The sequence below is a fragment of the Tateyamaria armeniaca genome, from assembly GCF_045797845.1.
GTDB classification, from domain to species: domain Bacteria; phylum Pseudomonadota; class Alphaproteobacteria; order Rhodobacterales; family Rhodobacteraceae; genus Tateyamaria; species Tateyamaria armeniaca.
This window is the reverse complement of sequence record NZ_JBHDIY010000002.1, coordinates 3,251,869-3,267,609: the sequence shown is the minus strand read 5'-3', so window position 1 is coordinate 3,267,609 and position 15,741 is coordinate 3,251,869. Positions and strand designations below refer to the sequence as shown.

Below are 15,741 nucleotides of genomic sequence, written 5' to 3'. Positions count from 1 at the left end.
ATTCAAATCTCTTGTTCCCGGCGAAAGCTGATTGGTTGGCCGTCAGCGCACTACCTGACCGTCCGCAAACACCTGATGCCAGCGCAGCACCTGAACGGATTGCCGCAATCCGGTTGGCCAGAAGGGGTCGGTCTTGATCAATTGCCAGGCTGCGTCTGCGTCCTCCACGTCCACCAGCCACGCGCCGCCAGCGCCCGCGTCACCGTCAAACAATGGCCCCGCCGCACGGATTGCGCCCGCGTGATCGGACAAAAAGGCCAGATGATCGGGCATCTTTTCACCGCGAATGTGATCATGGCCGGGCGCGTCCTGAAACAGAATGAGGTAGGGCATGTGATCTCCTTGTTTTTGTGTGGGGCAGTGATACCGTTGCGCTAACGCAGGATATATGGACAGCCATGCAGGGCTGAGTTGCAAAAATGCAGAATCAGAACTGGGACGATCTGCGCATGTTTCACGCGGTGGCCAAGGCGGGCAGTTTCGCAGGTGCGGCCCAGGCGCTGGATCAGCATGAGACCACGATTGCGCGGCGGATGCGGCGGCTTGAGGCTGAAACGGGCCATGTGTTGTGGCGTGGCCTGAACGCCGGGTTGACCGAAGAGGGCGCGACATTGTTGCGCTATGTCAGCGACATGATGGACGCCGCCGCGCAAGCGAGCGCCGCACTTGAGCAACCGCATGGGCCAAGGGGGCAGGTCCGTCTCACAGTTGTGCCCTGGCTTGTCGAGGCGGCGATCATTCCGCTGTGGGCGCAATGGCGGGATCAGGTGCCGGACCTGTCCCTGTCCGTTCTGGGCCGTCACGACAGTCTGAGCCTGATGCACGGAGAGGCCGATATCGCCCTGCGCTTTGCCCGGCCCGAAGCCCATGGCGACGTCGTCATTCGCAAACTGTGCGATGTGCCCTTTGTGCTGGCCGGGCAGGGGCCGCACTGGGTCGGCTACGTGCCCGAGATGGCGCATCTGCCACAGGCGGGCTGGGGATCGGATGCGCCTGCAACGCGCCTGTCTGATCAGGGCGCCGTTGTCGCGGCGGTGCGGGCCGGGCTGGGGCAGGCATGGGTGCCGCGCTGTCTGTCAGGGCCACTTACGCAGAATGACACTGCGCCGCGCACGCGGCCCCTTTGGGTGCTGACCCACCCACGCACCGGCAAAAGTGCGGGCGTTGCGGCGATTACGCGTGGCTTTCTGCCTCTTGTGGTGCGCCACCTGTGCTCGTAAGCGGTGGCCATGACCTATCCTGACCTATTGATCCTGCGCCACGGCGAAACCGAATGGAATCTGGCTGGCCGCATGCAGGGCGAGATGGACAGCCCCCTGACGGCCACGGGGCGCGCGCAGGCCAGTGCGCAACAGCGGATCTTGACCCGCTTTGGCATCGACGGCTGGCAGGCATGGACCAGCCCGCAAGGGCGCTCGGCCGTAACTGCACGGATTGCGATGGGGGAGCGCGCCGAAGACCTGCGCACCGATCCGCGACTGAGCGAGATCACCATGGGGGAATGGACCGGTCTGCATCGCCGCGACATCGTCGCCGCCGCACCGCATCTGTTTGAAACGGAAATGGATTTGAACTGGTATGATCACGCCCCGGGGGGAGAGGGGATCGCGGCCCTGTATGAGCGCACCGGCGCGTTCCTAGATGACCTGACCGGCCCGAGCGTCATTGTCACCCACGGCATCACCTCGCGCATGTTGCGCTGTCATGCCCTTGGCCTCGAACCGGCTGCATTTACTGAATTGCCGGGCGGGCAGGGCATCGTTTACCACCTTTCGGGCGGTGTTCAGACCTGCCTGTCCGAAGGGGCTTGAAGCTGGGCATTGCCTTGCGCTAAGAGACGCGCAGCGGGTCGTTAGCTCAGTTGGTAGAGCGCTTCGTTTACACCGAAGATGTCGGGAGTTCGAGCCTCTCACGACCCACCATTGCTTGACTGGCTCGCCCTCCATTTGATGTTGTGCTTAGCGGTTGGCCCGACCGTCGTCCGCCTCCAATAGTGTTCCGGCGCAACACCAAACGAAAGCCTGTTCAATTTCCCGAATGCGCGCGTGGAACTGTGCTAGGGTGGCTCGGTCAAGTGTGTGGGGCCAATGACGTTATCCGTTGTGAGCGACATTCAGGAGCAGACCAGCAGCATGGCCCTGTGGCAGCTGATGCTCGACTATTATCACGCCCACGGGATCGACAAGGTCAGCTATCACCACCTATCCGCCGATCTGCAGGCCCCTCAGAGTGTGACGGTCAATACCGACGGATTTTCGCGCGATTGGGTGTGTCAGTACATCGAACGGAAACTGTTTCTGGTCGATCCGATCACCGAGTTGGCCCAAAGTGTGACGCGTCCGTTCGAGTGGTCGGATGTCGGGCACCTGATGCGGCTGTCGCCTGAACAAAAGGCCTACTTGATCACAATGCACGATGCCGGTGTGGGCGAGGGATTTGCCTTTCAGGTCTTTGGGCCAGGTCTGCGCAATGGTTATGTCGGGCTTGGGGTGGCGCGCCCGCAGGACATGCCATCGCCCGCGCTTGTGCTCGACTTTCAGATCATCGCGCAGGCCGGTCACATGAAGTATTGCGAACTGAACCCGCCCGAGACGCCACGGGGCGGGCTGTCTCCGCGTGAGCGGCAAATCCTGCGCTGGATCGCGCGGGGCAAGTCGAACGCCATCATCGCCGACATTCTTGAGCTGTCTCCACACACCGTCGACACGCTGGTGCGGCGCATCTTTGTCAAGCTGGGCGTGGCGGACCGGACCACGGCGGCCATACAAGGGGTGGGCGCAGGGCTGATCGTGCCGTGAGCCATCCCGCGGTGTCACGTAAGCACGTGACATGACGCTGCACAGGCGCGCCGGGTAGGTCTGGCGCATCTTTTGCAATGAAAAGTAGCCTTATCATGTCCGATGTTGTTTCCAACCGCGACGCCTATCTCGAAGGTCGCATCCAGTCCCTGATCGATCATCTCAACGATATGCCCCGCGCCTTTCGCACCAGTGCCGCGCTTGCCGCGGCGTCCGAAGTGCTGGAATACGCCGCCTACGAGCTGGCCCGCATGGAAGAACCCCGCCACGTGGCCCGCCTGATCCTGCTGGCCGCGGACCTTGAGCGCACGGCGGCTGAGTTGCGGGTGACCGCGCGCAAGCGCTGACATTTGCGCACAGCGCGCGCGCAGACACCGGTTTGCGTTCCCGGTCTCCTGCTCTAGGCTGTTCCCGAAACAGCCAGACCCCGGAGCCCCGAGATGAGTTGGAACCCAGCCCTTGATCCCGATTGCCCCAAAGGCGATGCGGTGGATGCCATTGAAACCGTGATTGTACCGCGTGCGCGCGATCTGGGCGGTTTTGAGGTGCGCCGCGCCTTGCCCGCGCCAAAACGCCAGATGGTGGGCCCGTTCATCTTTTTCGACCAGATGGGCCCGGCCGAGTTTGTAACGGGTACCGGTATCGACGTGCGCCCGCATCCCCATATCGGTCTGGCCACGGTCACGTATCTCTACAAGGGCAAGATCCATCACCGCGATTCTCTGGGCACCGATCAGTGGATCGAACCGGGGGCGGTGAACTGGATGGTCGCGGGGCATGGCATCACCCATTCCGAACGCACCGATGGCGAGATCCGGGCCAAGCCGCACAACCTGTTCGGCATCCAGACATGGGTCGCGCTGCCCAAGGATGCAGAGGACGATCCGGCGGATTTCCAGCATGCCGCCAAGGCCGATCTGCCGTTTCTGCAGGGCGAGGGCAAAGAGGTGCGCCTGATCCTTGGCGATGCCTGGGGCGAACGCGCGCCGGTCCAGACTTTTTCCGAGATGTTTTATGCAGATGCGGTGCTTGAGGCGGGGGCCTCGATCCCCTTGCCCGACAACCATGAAGATCGCGGGATTTACGTGGTGGACGGGTCGATCACCGTCGCGGGCGAACCGTACGAGGCGGGGCAGATGATGGTGTTCCGCCCCGGTGATTCAATATCAGTGACGGCGGGGGATGCAGGGGCGCGCCTGATGATGCTGGGCGGTGCCACGCTCGAAGGATCGCGCCACATCTGGTGGAATTTCGTGGCCTCGTCCAAGGAACGCATTGAGGCCGCCAAAGAGGCGTGGCGCGCAGGCGACTGGGCGCATGGGCGGTTCAGATTGCCACCGGGCGATGAGGATGAGTTCATTCCGCTGCCGGATCGCTAGGGTCCGAGGGCAATTTGCGCAGCCGCTTAACGCACAGATGTCGGGCGCTCTGGCGCAATCACAGGAAATCGCACATTTGGCGTAAAACCCTGCTTGACGAGGACGGGCCCGCGCCATAATACGCCAGAACGCAGCGGGCGGTTGTAGCTCAGTTGGTTAGAGTACCGGCCTGTCACGCCGGGGGTCGCGGGTTCGAGCCCCGTCAACCGCGCCACTGCTGCGACAAAAACCGCCCCTTTCACGAGGGGCGGTTTTTTCATGTATGCGTCGGTGTTCAAGCGGTGATGCTGGTGAGAAAGCGGTGCAACGCCTCTGCCGTCTCTTTGGGATGCGTGTCGGGAAAGAAATGCCCGCCGGGCAGCGCAGCGCTTTGCATATTGGACAAGCGCGCGCCCCAGGTGGCGGGCACATCATAGGCGCGCCCCATGACCCCGTCTGCGCCAAAAAGGACAAGGGCAGGTGTGTCGATGCACCGCCCAAGATCGGCTGCATCAAGGCCAAAATCCACATCAATGGCCGCGCGATAGTCGTTGCACATCGATGCGATGCAGTCGGGTTTGCGCCACGCCGCGCGGTAGGCGGCCAGCGCATCCGCTGCAAACCCGTCCATCCCGCCGCCCCAACCCGCAAGGCAGGACTCGAAATAGGCATCCGGGTCATGCCCGATCAGCGTTTCGGGAAAGGGCGCAGGTTGGGCCAGGAAGAACCAGTGATAATAGGCGCGCGCAACCTCCTTGCTCAGATCATCAAGCAGCAGATGGGTGGGCACAATGTCCATGAGCGTCAGGGACAGCAAGGCCGTGTGATGGTCGAGGGCAAGGCGATGGGCCGTCCGTCCCCCACGGTCGTGGCCCACAAGGTGAAACTGACCAAACCCCAGATGTTGCATCAGCGTGACCTGATCGCGGGCCATTGCGCGAAAGCTCATGTCCTCCATTCCGGACGGTTTGGTACTGTCGCCATAGCCGCGTAGATCGGCGGTGATCACGGTGAAGTCGCGTGCCAACACTGGCGCAATAGCGTGCCACATTGCGCGGGTTTGGGGAAAGCCGTGCAACAACAGAACAGGCGGACCGCTGCCTGTTTGATCATATGCAATCGTGATGCCGTCAGGTGTAGTGAACTGGGCCATCGGTGTCTTTCATGGCTGGTGTCGGGTGGGGGCCAGCGCTCACACCCCCCAGGGTTTTTCAAATCAGAGAAAGGGGGGCGACGCTCCCTCTAGGTCAGTGCATCGAGAATACGCGCCCAGCTGCGGATGCCCTTGTGAAAGCTTTCCAGATCATATTTTTCGTTGGGCGAGTGGATTTGGTCATCATCACGCCCGAACCCGACCAGCATCGGCGTTGTGCCGAGGATATTCTGGAAATAGCCCGCAATGGGGATCGAACCGCCGCAGCCCACATAGGCCGCCGGAATCTGCCACTCGTCACTCAGGGCAACGCGCGCCTTTTCAAAGGCCGGGTCGCTCGTTTCGGTGATCGAGGCCGGGCCTGCGCCATGTTCTGAAAAGCTGACTTTGCAATCGGCGGGCAAGGCATCCTGCACCATTTTGCGAAAGTTGTCGCGGATCACATGAGGGTCCTGATCGCCAACAAGGCGAAAAGACACCTTGGCACTTGCTTTGCTTGGCAGCACCGTCTTGAAGCCCGCGCCAGTATAGCCACCCCAGATGCCGTTCACTTCGCAGGTGGGGCGCGACCAGATCATCTCGATCGGGGTGCGGTCGGTTTCGCCTGCGGGTACTGACAGGTCCACATCCCCAAGGAACTTGGCGTGATCAAAGGCAAGCCCCTGCCATTGCTGGCGAATTTCGTCCGGCAGTTCAGGAACACCATCATAGAAACCGGGCACGGTGATGCGCCCCTCGTCATCATGCAGCGAGGCCAGAATACGGGTCAGCACGCGGATCGGGTTCATCGCGACACCGCCATACATGCCCGAATGCAAATCCTTGTCCGGTGCGGTGATCGTGATTTCCTCGCCCAGCAGTCCGCGCAGCATGGTCACGATGGCAGGCACGCGGGATTCGAACAGGCCGGTGTCGCAGATCAGGGCGAGGTCGGATTTCAGCTCTTCCGCGTTCTCTTTCATGAAGGGAACCAGCGAGGGGGAGCCGGATTCTTCCTCGCCCTCGAAAAAGAAGGTGATGCGACAGGGCAGGCTGCCATGTTCGGCCTTCCACGCGCGGCACGCTTCGACAAAGGTCATCAGCTGGCCCTTGTCATCTGACGATCCGCGCCCGCGAATGACTTTGCCTGACGCTGTGTCCTGCACTTCGGGGTCGAACGGATCGCGGTCCCAGAGCTCAAGCGGGTCCACGGGTTGCACATCATAGTGGCCGTAAAACAGCAGGTGCGGCCCGTCGCCGTCTACGTGCCCCACAACCATCGGATGTCCGGGCGTGGGCCGCTTTTCCGCCTTGATTCCAAGGCTTTGCAGATCGGCCACCAACCAGTCGGCGGCGGTGTCGCAATCGGCCTTGAATGCAGGATCAGTGGAGATGGAGGGGATGCGCAGCAGGTCCAGAAGGCGGTCTGTGGCTTGCGGCAGATCGGCATCGATGCGGGCGAGGACGGCGTCGAGGGTCATGGCGGCTCCTGTTGGATGATGGGCCGAGAGTAGCCGGGCAGACCGCGGTGTCCAGAGGCGCGATTTGATTTGGGTCAATGCCGCCACCGCACCTGCATGGGACATGGGGGTCAGGAATAACGGACCTGCGACATGACGCGCGTTTGATTAGCATTGAAGGTGCATATCGCAGTCTATATCCATTCTAAGAAATGGGTGGCGCGCGTTCGCGTCATGACGACCCAAGACCAAGATGGAGCCTTTCCTGTGGATTACACAGCCAAATTGGACGACGCCCTGCAACGCCTTCACGATGAGGGACGTTACCGGACGTTCATCGATATTGAGCGTCAGAAGGGCCAGTTTCCACATGCCGTTTGGACGCGTCCGGATGGACGCCGCGCGCCCATCACCGTCTGGTGCGGCAATGACTATCTGGGCATGGGTCAGAACCCGATTGTTCTGCAGGCCATGCACGAGGCGATTGACGCCACCGGAGCAGGGTCGGGTGGGACGCGCAACATCTCGGGCACCACGGTCTATCACAAGCGTCTTGAGGCGGAACTTGCCGATCTGCACGCCAAGGAAGCGGCCCTTTTGTTCACCAGTGCCTATATCGCCAATGACGCGACTTTAAGTACGCTGCCCAAGCTGTTTCCAGGCCTCATTATTTATTCCGATGCGCTGAACCACGCCTCGATGATCGAAGGGGTGCGCCGCAATGGCGGTGCCAAGCGCGTGTTCCGTCACAACGACGTTGAACACCTGCGCGAACTGATGGCGGCGGACGATCCGGATGCGCCAAAGGTGATCGCCTTTGAATCGATCTATTCGATGGACGGCGATTTCGGGCCCATTAAAGAGATTTGTGACCTTGCCGACGCGTACGGCGCGTTAACCTATATTGACGAGGTGCACGCCGTTGGCATGTACGGCCCGCGCGGGGCCGGTGTGGCCGAACGTGACGGGCTTATGGACCGGATCGATATCATCAATGGCACGCTGGCCAAAGCCTATGGCGTGATGGGCGGATACATTGCCGCATCCGAAAAAATGTGTGACGCGATAAGGTCTTATGCGCCGGGCTTCATCTTTACTACCTCATTGCCACCGGCTGTGGCCGCCGGGGCTGCTGCCTCTGTCGCATTCCTGAAAACGGCCGAAAATCTGCGTGCGGACCACCAGGCACAGGCCAAGGCGCTCAAACTGCGTCTCAAGGGGATGGGATTGCCCATTATCGACCATGGCAGCCACATCGTGCCAGTCATGGTCGGCAACCCTGTACACACCAAGATTCTGAGCGATATGCTGCTGGAAAACCACGGTATTTACGTGCAGCCGATCAACTTTCCGACGGTGCCGCGCGGGACAGAGCGGCTGCGGTTTACTCCGTCGCCTGTGCATGGTCCAAAAGAGATGGACACGCTTGTTCAGGCGATGGATGAGCTGTGGTCACATTGTGCGCTGAATCGCGCCGAGAGTGTTGGATAGTTCATCAATATTCGCAATTGCCGTTGCCATGTGTTAAACTGTGTTAAACAACAGGCGTGAGACGAATCGAGGGGACAGGTTCGTTCAACACGACAAATTTTGGGGCAGCAGCATGATCGGGCGCAAATCCGTCATCACTGAAAACACAGAAAACGCAGAGCCGAAAGGTTTTGACGATTTCGAGTTGCGCCTTGGCGATATCATGCGCGGCGAACGCGCCACGATGGGCAAATCCCTGCTCGATGTGCAACGCGAACTGAGGATCAAGGCCAGCTACATCGCAGCCATCGAATCCTGTGATCCCGACGCCTTTGACACGCCCGGTTTCATCGCCGGATATGTGCGATCCTATGCTCGCTATCTGAACATGGACCCGGACCGCGCCTTTGCGGCGTTCTGCGACGAAAGCGGGTTTGCCGTCGCACATGGCATGGATGCTAAGGCGTCAGTGGTCAAGAAATCCAGCCGCGAAGAGCGGATGAGCCGCCGCCCGGCGGGCGACATATTCTCCGCGCCTGCGACACCGTTTGTTCCGGCGGGTGAGGCCATGTGGTCGCGTATCGAACCGCGCGCCATCGGGTCGACCTTTGTGCTGCTCGCCCTGATCGGTGGGCTTGGATACGGCGGCTATTCGATCCTGCAGGAAGTGCAGCGCGTTCAGGTTGCGCCGGTTGATCAGACGCCGGTCGTGCTGTCCGATCTTGATCCGCTGAATGGTGCCGCACCCGTCGAATCGGTGCTTGGCCCTGACATCGAAACGCCACGCGCGGATGTGCTGGACCGCCTTTACCGCCCGCAAGCCCTGGATGTTCCTGTGCTTGTGGCGCGCGACGCCCCTATCGCGACCCTTGATCTGCGTGATGTGGGCACGTTCGCGGAACCGCAGCCCGACAGACCGCAGATCGCCGGTGTGGTCGACACCAGCCCCTTTGTCGGTGCCTCGATTCCGCAAGTTGTCGAAGCGCCAACGCCGGCCCTGACCATGGTTGCGGTCCGCCCGTCATGGGTGCGCGTCCGCGCCGCCGACGGGACCGTCATCTTCGAGGCGACGATGCAGGCAGGCGACACATGGGAAGCGCCGCTGACCGAAGAACCGCCCACATTGCGCACTGGCGAAAGTGGCGCGATCTACTTTGCGATGAACGACAAATTCTACGGCCCCGTGGGTGAAACCGGCTCCGTGACCTCAAACCTGCCCCTTGAGATCGCAGGCTTGCAGGAAACCTACTTGCCGGTCGAAGTGTCCACGGACGAAGGCCTTGTGCGCTATGCCGAGGCCAGGGCCGCCGCGGTGTCCCAACCTTCCGAATAACTGACCTAAGCCACGTGGCGGCCATTGCCGGGCGCTGTGCAGATGTCTATCTTGGTTGACAACGCCCTCCGTCCCAAAGGCCGCTGACATGTCACTCAATCACATCCGCCCGTGGCGCAACATCTATCGCCGCAAAAGCCGTCAGATCATGGTGGGCAATGTGCCGGTCGGGGGCGATGCACCGATTACCGTTCAGACGATGACCAACACCCTGACCACGGATGCCAAGGCGACGATTGCCCAGGTGCAGGCGGCGGCAGAGGCGGGGGCGGATATCGTGCGCGTCTCGGTTCCGGATGTGGACAGCGCCAAGGCAATGAAAGAAATCGTGCGCCAGAGCCCGGTTCCCTTGGTCGCGGACATCCATTTTCATTACAAACGCGGGATCGAAGCGGCAGAGGCGGGTGCCGCCTGCCTGCGCATCAACCCGGGCAATATCGGTGACGAAAAACGGGTGAAAGAGGTCATCAAGGCCGCGCGCGATCACAACTGTTCGATCCGCATCGGCGTGAATGCCGGGTCCCTCGAAAAACACCTGCTCGACAAATATGGCGAGCCGACCCCGGATGCGATGGTGGAATCCGGTCTCGACCACATCAAGATATTGCAGGACAACGATTTTCACGAGTTCAAGATCAGCTGCAAAGCATCAGACGTGTTCATGGCCGCCGCTGCCTACCAGCAGCTTGCCGATGCCACGGATGCGCCCATTCACCTCGGGATAACCGAGGCGGGTGGGCTGACCTCGGGCACGATCAAATCCGCCATCGGCCTTGGCCAACTGTTGTGGATGGGCATCGGCGACACGATCCGCGTGTCCCTGTCCGCCGACCCGGTCGAAGAGGTGAAAGTGGGATATGAGATCCTGAAATCGCTCGGCCTGCGCCATCGCGGTGTGAACATCATCTCGTGCCCGTCCTGCGCGCGCCAAGGCTTCAACGTGATCAAGACGGTGGAGACGCTGGAAGAGCGGCTGGCCCATATCAAGACGCCCATGTCGCTGTCGATCATCGGCTGCGTGGTCAATGGCCCCGGCGAGGCGCTGATGACGGATGTTGGTTTCACCGGCGGCGGGGCTGGGCACGGCATGGTCTATCTGGCGGGCAAGCAAAGCCACAAGCTGAACAACGACGAGATGGTTGAGCATATCGTCGAGCAGGTCGAGAAGAAGGCGGCGGAGATTGACGCGGCTGCAGCGACGGACGTTCAAGCCGCCGAATGATGTCGCGAACACGTGCATCGTCACAGGCCAGGCTTGTCGGTATGACCGCACGGGGCCTTGTCTGATGTATGTGTCCATCACCGGCCTGCGCGTCAAACGCTGGTGGCTTATGCCCGTGTTCTGGCGCCATGCCGTGCCAACATTCAAAGACGCGCAAAACGCCAAAGGCAACATCCATTCCGCCGTCAGGCGGATTGGCCGGGTGCATCACACATTGACCGTCTGGGACAGCCGCGCGGATATGCTGGCCTACCTGCGCTCGGCGCGACATGCATATGCGATGCGCCGGTTTTCCAGTTTTGCGACAGGCCGGGTGTACGGGTACGAAGCCGAAGTGCCGCCCGATTGGGACGCGGCGTTGGCACAGTATCACGCGCATGGCCGCGATATCGGGCCGTGACCCTAGCCGCGTTTTTCGTCAACCAGCGCCTGCATCTGATCGTAAGGCAGATAGCCGCGCAGCAATTCGTCCTGCAGCACGAATGTGGGTGTCCCGGTGATCTGCAGGCGTTGGGCCAGCGCGCGGGTGCGGCGGATTTCGTCCGTGACCTCTTCGCTGTCCATGCGGGCCTCGATCGCGTCGGCGTCCAGACCAAAGGTCGATGCCATGCGTTTGAGCGCGCGGATGTTCACGTCTGAATTCATCGCCATCAGCGCGTCGTTCAGCGCTTTGTAGGCCTCGTCGCCCGCGATCTGCTTGGCGGCCACGGCAAAGCGCGAGGCCAGGAGGGACTGTTCACCCAGGATCGGGAACTCCTTGACCACAAGGCGGATGTTTCCGTCTGTTTCCAGCAGCTTGGCCACTTCACCATGGGCGCGTTTGCAATACCCGCAGCGATAGTCGAGGAATTCGACCAGCGTGATATCCCCGTCCGGGTTGCCCCCGACAAAGCTGTAGCCGTCGTTGAAAATCTCGTCCGCATTGTCGCTCACAAGGCTCTGATCGGCTTGCGCTTGTGCGGCCTGTTCGCGCTGTTCCAGAACGGCAACCGCGTCCATGATCACTTGCGGATTGTCCATGAGGTAAGCGCGGACTTCTTCACGAAAAATCGCGCGTTCTTCGTCTGTCATCGCGCTCAAATCAAGGGCGTGCGCAGGCAGGGCGAGGCTGAGGGCCATAACACTGGTGGCGGCGAGGGTGCGAAACATGGGCTATCTCTTTCTCTTTGCAGCACGTTCTGAGGCAAGGAGCACATCATGCGCCCGTTGCCAAGGGCCAGAGCCTTCGGGGAGCAGGCCCGTGGCGCGTTTGGCGTGAATTCCGGCATCTTCAAGACTGCCACGCAGCGCATAGCGCTCTGCTGTGACCAGCGACGCCATGCCTTTGTTGCCGGTGCGCGCGTACGCGACCGACAGATCGCGCAGCATGGAGCCGTCGCGAAAGTCGATGGAGCGGGCGCGTTCCAGCGCGGGCAGGGCGGCGTTCACATTGCCGCTGGCCAGAAGGGCGCGCCCGTATCCGGCCTGCAACAGCCCGTCACGCGGGCGCAATTGCACCGCGCGCCCATGGGCGTTGGCTGCTGCGGCGAACTGGCGTGTTTCCATCAGGATCTGGCCCTTGAGGTCGTAATAGAACGGATCGCTTGGCCGCATGGCGATGGCCTTGTCGATGGCGGCGAGCGCCCGGCGGGTCTGTGAATTCTGGTGGCGGGCCATCGCCTCGCGCATCAGGGCAACATCTGCATAGCCTGACTCGCCCAGCCGGTTGAGCGTCCAGCTTGGGCGGCGCTGATAGGCGGTCAGCTTGCCCTTGGCGCGCGCAAACCAATACTCCCATTTGCCCGAATCTGCCGATCTGAGGTCGCCATAGGCCGCTGCATAGCCTTCGATGGCACGCAGGCGGTCGCGGCTGAGCGGGTGGGAACGCACGTAAGGGTCCTGCCGGGCTGCCGACAACACTTCCTGCCCGCGAAACAGGCGAAACACGTCCAGCATGCCCGACAACGGGATGCCCGCGCTGCGCAAGTACCGCGCGCCGGACTGATCTGCCGAGCTTTCCTCGGCCCGGGTGTGGGTGAGAAAGGCGCGCATTGCCGCACTTTGGGTGCCGACGGCAATCGCGCCTGCCGCTTCGCCGCCACCCGCGGCCGCCGCAATCACGGCCAGCGCCATGCCAAGGCCCGCAGCGGTGCGCGCATTGCCCATATTGGTCATGCGCCGCGTGATATGGCCGTTTGCGATGTGGGCGGCCTCGTGCGCGATCACCGCCTGCAACATGGCGGCATTTTCCATCCGCCCGATCAGGCCCGAATGGATATAGATCGCATCATTGCCGATCACGAACGCATTCAATGTGCCGTCATCGACAACCAGAATCTTGGTGCGCGACGCGCTCAGCCCCGCCGCCTTCAGCACAGGCGTGGCCACCTGGGCCAGTGCGTATTCCAGATCGGCATCGCGCAACAGCGACACCGCCCGCGCAGGCAACGCCAGCGCGAATGTCAGGATCATGATTGACGCGAGCCGCGCGACAGGATGAAAGGTCATGGCGCTGATCATAGGAGAGCCCATGCGAACCTCAAGACGCAGTGACGTCGATCCCTTTATCGTGATGGATGTCATGGAGGCGGCACGCGCGGCCGAAGCAGCGGGCCGCCATATTATCCACATGGAAGTCGGCCAGCCGGGCACAGGCGCCCCACAAGCGGCGATCCGCGCATTGAGTGAAGCGATGGCGGCGGGGCCGCTGGGCTATACGGTCGCCCTTGGGTTGCCCGCGCTGCGCGCCCGCATCGCGCGTCTTTATGGAGAATGGTACAATGTCGATCTGAACCCCGACCGCGTGATCGTGACCTCTGGCGCTTCGGGCGGTTTCATCCTTGCCTTCAACGCCCTTTTTGACAGCGGGGATCGTGTTGGGATCGGCGCGCCAGGCTATCCGAGTTACCGCCAGATCCTGCGCGGGCTTGGGTTCGAGGCCGTCGATCTTCCGACTGCCGACGCAAACCGCCTGCAACCGGTGCCTGCGGATTTTGCCGGGATGGACCTTGCGGGGCTGCTAGTCGCTTCGCCCGCCAATCCCACAGGTACGATGCTGGATCACGCATCCATGTCCGCGCTGATCGGGGCCTGCGCGGACGCTGGCACCAGCTTTATCAGTGACGAAATTTACCACGGCATCGAATATGAGGCCAAGGCGGTCAGCGCGCTTGAGATCAGTGACGATGTCTACGTGATCAACTCGTTTTCCAAGTATTTCTCCATGACCGGCTGGCGCGTCGGCTGGATGGTCGTGCCCGAGGATCATGTGCGCGTCGTTGAGCGGATCGCCCAGAACATGTTCATTTGCGCGCCGCATGCGTCCCAGGTGGCCGCCCTTGCCGCGATGGATGCGACCGACGAATTGCACGCGAACATGGATGTCTACCGCGCCAATCGCGCGCTGATGCTGGATGGGTTGCCCAAGGCCGGGTTTGCGCGTATCGCGCCACCTGATGGGGCCTTTTACGTCTATGCGGATGTGTCTGATATCACGACAGATTCCCGTGCCTTTGCGGCCGAGATACTGGAACAGGCCGGGGTTGCGGTGACGCCCGGACTCGACTTTGATCCGGTGCGCGGCCACACCACGTTGCGCTTTTCCTATGCCCGCAAAACCGAAGATATCGCCGAAGGGCTGCGCCGTCTGACGGAATTCATGGGTGAGCGCCGATAGGGGGATTCCCGTTTGCTGTGCCATGGACTATGCTGGGCAAAAAAGCGGGCGGAAACGATGCGGGCAGTTCTAGCAGCACTCATGATGTGGATCGTGGCGGTGTCAGCCACGGCGCAGGACCTGTCGGGTCTTGCGCGCGTCGATATGCAGTCCAGCACAGTCGAAGACGGCTGGCTGGGTGGGACGACGCTGACCCTGGCGCTTAGCCAAGGCGTGCCATTTCGCGTCTTTGTGCTCGATGAACCGGCCCGCCTTGTCGCCGATTTTCGCGAGGTCGATTTTGCAGGCGTGAGCGCCGATGCACTGCTTGAAGGGACGGATCGCATCTCTGGCCTGCGCTTTGGCACGTTCAAACCGGGATGGTCCCGGTTGGTGGCTGATCTGGCCGAACCGATGCTGCCTGTCGAGATTTCAATGCCTGTGGACACAGCCTCCGGGCGCGCGACCCTCAAGATTGCGCTTGAGGCTGTCGCGCCCGAGGCATTTGCCGCGCGCGCCGGTGCGCCCGTGAACCCGGATTGGGCCGTGCAGGCCGCCGCTCCGCCGCCCGCCCTCGACGATGACAGCTTTGTTCTTGTGCTTGATCCCGGCCATGGCGGTGTCGACCCCGGCGCGGTGCGGGACACGACGACGGAAAAGGAACTGATGCTGGGCATCGCGCTGGCCTTGCGGGACGCGCTGCGTCGGGCGGGCGGGGTCGAGGTGGTGCTGACCCGCGACCGCGATGTATTTGTGTCCCTCACGGGGCGCGTCGCGCTCGCCCATCAGGTCGGGGCGGACGCGTTTGTGTCCCTTCACGCGGATCTCGCTCAGCGAAGGACAGGCGCGCGGGGCGACCGTCTACACCCTTTCGGATGAGGCGTCAGATGCGGCCTCGGCCCAATTGGCGGCGCAGCATGACCGGTCCGACATCATCGCAGGCGTGGACCTGAGCGGCACGGACGATCAGGTGGCTTCCGTCCTTATGGATCTTGCGCGCGTCGAGACGATGCCGCGCACGCATGATCTGGCCACGGCGCTGATTGACAGCATGGGCGCGGCAGGGGGTCCGATGAACAAGCGGCCTAGGCGCGAGGCATCGTTTTCCGTGCTCAAAAGCGCGGACATCCCGTCGGTGCTGGTCGAAGTGGGCTTTCTGTCGGACAATCGCGACCTTGCGAACCTGCGCGATCCGATCTGGCGCGCGGTCATGGTCGAGGCGCTGGCCACAGGCATTCTGGCATGGCGGGACAGTGACCTCGCGCGCCAGCCTCTGGTGCGACAATAGGGCGTTCACATCGGCGGGATCGTGCCCCAGTTGGCTTTTGACGCCC

General features: G+C 62.0%; 15 protein-coding genes, 2 tRNA genes and 1 pseudogene. 13 read left to right on the top strand and 5 right to left on the bottom strand.

All coding sequences use genetic code 11. The features are described 5' to 3' along the window. Nucleotides 1-42: 42 nt before the first annotated feature. Entirely contained in the window at nt 43-333 is a 291-nt protein-coding gene (locus ACERZ8_RS16630) for a YciI family protein (protein ID WP_407593266.1), read from the bottom strand. Between the two features lie 86 nt (nt 334-419). Here ACERZ8_RS16630 and ACERZ8_RS16625 point away from each other — a divergent pair, with 86 nt between their 5' ends. The 7 genes from ACERZ8_RS16625 (at nt 420) to ACERZ8_RS16595 (ending at nt 4,391) form a co-directional block, all read left to right on the top strand. Continuing rightward, complete coding sequence (locus tag ACERZ8_RS16625; RefSeq protein WP_407593265.1) at nt 420-1,220, top strand: LysR family transcriptional regulator; 801 nt, start codon at nt 420-422, stop codon at nt 1,218-1,220. A 9-nt stretch (nt 1,221-1,229) separates the two neighbouring features. Then, a complete protein-coding gene (locus ACERZ8_RS16620) occupies nt 1,230-1,811 on the top strand; it encodes a histidine phosphatase family protein (protein ID WP_407593264.1) in 582 nt (193 codons plus the stop codon). Between the two features lie 35 nt (nt 1,812-1,846). Next, nucleotides 1,847-1,922, top strand: a tRNA-Val gene (locus tag ACERZ8_RS16615). Nucleotides 1,923-2,087: 165 nt separating this feature from the next. Beyond that, nucleotides 2,088-2,798, top strand: coding sequence for a LuxR family transcriptional regulator (locus tag ACERZ8_RS16610; protein ID WP_407593263.1), 711 nt, complete (start codon nt 2,088-2,090; stop codon nt 2,796-2,798). A 95-nt stretch (nt 2,799-2,893) separates the two neighbouring features. Continuing rightward, nucleotides 2,894-3,145 carry a hypothetical protein gene (locus ACERZ8_RS16605; RefSeq protein ID WP_407593261.1) on the top strand — a complete coding sequence of 84 codons (252 nt, stop codon included), beginning with the start codon at nt 2,894-2,896 and terminating at the stop codon, nt 3,143-3,145. Between the two features lie 93 nt (nt 3,146-3,238). Next, a complete protein-coding gene (locus ACERZ8_RS16600; RefSeq protein ID WP_407593260.1) occupies nt 3,239-4,177 on the top strand; it encodes a pirin family protein in 939 nt (312 codons plus the stop codon). Between the two features lie 137 nt (nt 4,178-4,314). Further along, nucleotides 4,315-4,391 (top strand) — tRNA-Asp (locus ACERZ8_RS16595). 60 nt (nt 4,392-4,451) lie between these two features. Here ACERZ8_RS16595 and ACERZ8_RS16590 read toward each other — a convergent pair. Then, the gene (locus ACERZ8_RS16590; RefSeq protein ID WP_407593258.1) at nt 4,452-5,309 is read right to left on the bottom strand and encodes an alpha/beta fold hydrolase; all 858 of its coding nucleotides are present in this window, start codon (nt 5,307-5,309) and stop codon (nt 4,452-4,454) included. Between the two features lie 89 nt (nt 5,310-5,398). Beyond that, the gene (locus ACERZ8_RS16585; protein WP_407593257.1) at nt 5,399-6,769 is read right to left on the bottom strand and encodes a M20/M25/M40 family metallo-hydrolase; all 1,371 of its coding nucleotides are present in this window, start codon (nt 6,767-6,769) and stop codon (nt 5,399-5,401) included. A 246-nt stretch (nt 6,770-7,015) separates the two neighbouring features. Between ACERZ8_RS16585 and hemA the strand changes: the two genes are divergently transcribed. The 4 genes from hemA (at nt 7,016) to ACERZ8_RS16565 (ending at nt 11,173) form a co-directional block, all read left to right on the top strand. Beyond that, entirely contained in the window at nt 7,016-8,239 is a 1,224-nt protein-coding gene (hemA, locus tag ACERZ8_RS16580) for a 5-aminolevulinate synthase (RefSeq protein ID WP_407593256.1), read from the top strand. 112 nt (nt 8,240-8,351) lie between these two features. Beyond that, entirely contained in the window at nt 8,352-9,551 is a 1,200-nt protein-coding gene (locus ACERZ8_RS16575; RefSeq protein WP_407593255.1) for a helix-turn-helix domain-containing protein, read from the top strand. 88 nt (nt 9,552-9,639) lie between these two features. After that, entirely contained in the window at nt 9,640-10,773 is a 1,134-nt protein-coding gene (ispG, locus tag ACERZ8_RS16570) for a flavodoxin-dependent (E)-4-hydroxy-3-methylbut-2-enyl-diphosphate synthase (protein WP_407593254.1), read from the top strand. 64 nt (nt 10,774-10,837) lie between these two features. Continuing rightward, nucleotides 10,838-11,173 carry a hypothetical protein gene (locus ACERZ8_RS16565; RefSeq protein ID WP_407593253.1) on the top strand — a complete coding sequence of 112 codons (336 nt, stop codon included), beginning with the start codon at nt 10,838-10,840 and terminating at the stop codon, nt 11,171-11,173. A 2-nt stretch (nt 11,174-11,175) separates the two neighbouring features. On the opposite strand, the gene ACERZ8_RS16560 is transcribed toward ACERZ8_RS16565, so the two are convergent. Further along, nucleotides 11,176-11,922, bottom strand: coding sequence for a DsbA family protein (locus ACERZ8_RS16560; RefSeq protein WP_407593252.1), 747 nt, complete (start codon nt 11,920-11,922; stop codon nt 11,176-11,178). A gap of 3 nt (nt 11,923-11,925) precedes the next feature. Continuing rightward, nucleotides 11,926-13,260, bottom strand: coding sequence for a M48 family metalloprotease (locus ACERZ8_RS16555; protein ID WP_407593251.1), 1,335 nt, complete (start codon nt 13,258-13,260; stop codon nt 11,926-11,928). A 22-nt stretch (nt 13,261-13,282) separates the two neighbouring features. Here ACERZ8_RS16555 and ACERZ8_RS16550 point away from each other — a divergent pair, with 22 nt between their 5' ends. Both ACERZ8_RS16550 and ACERZ8_RS16545 read left to right on the top strand, forming a co-directional pair. After that, complete coding sequence (locus tag ACERZ8_RS16550) at nt 13,283-14,428, top strand: pyridoxal phosphate-dependent aminotransferase (protein WP_407593250.1); 1,146 nt, start codon at nt 13,283-13,285, stop codon at nt 14,426-14,428. Between the two features lie 57 nt (nt 14,429-14,485). After that, a pseudogene (locus ACERZ8_RS16545) lies at nt 14,486-15,695 on the top strand (N-acetylmuramoyl-L-alanine amidase). The last annotated feature ends 46 nt before the right edge of the window (nt 15,696-15,741 follow it).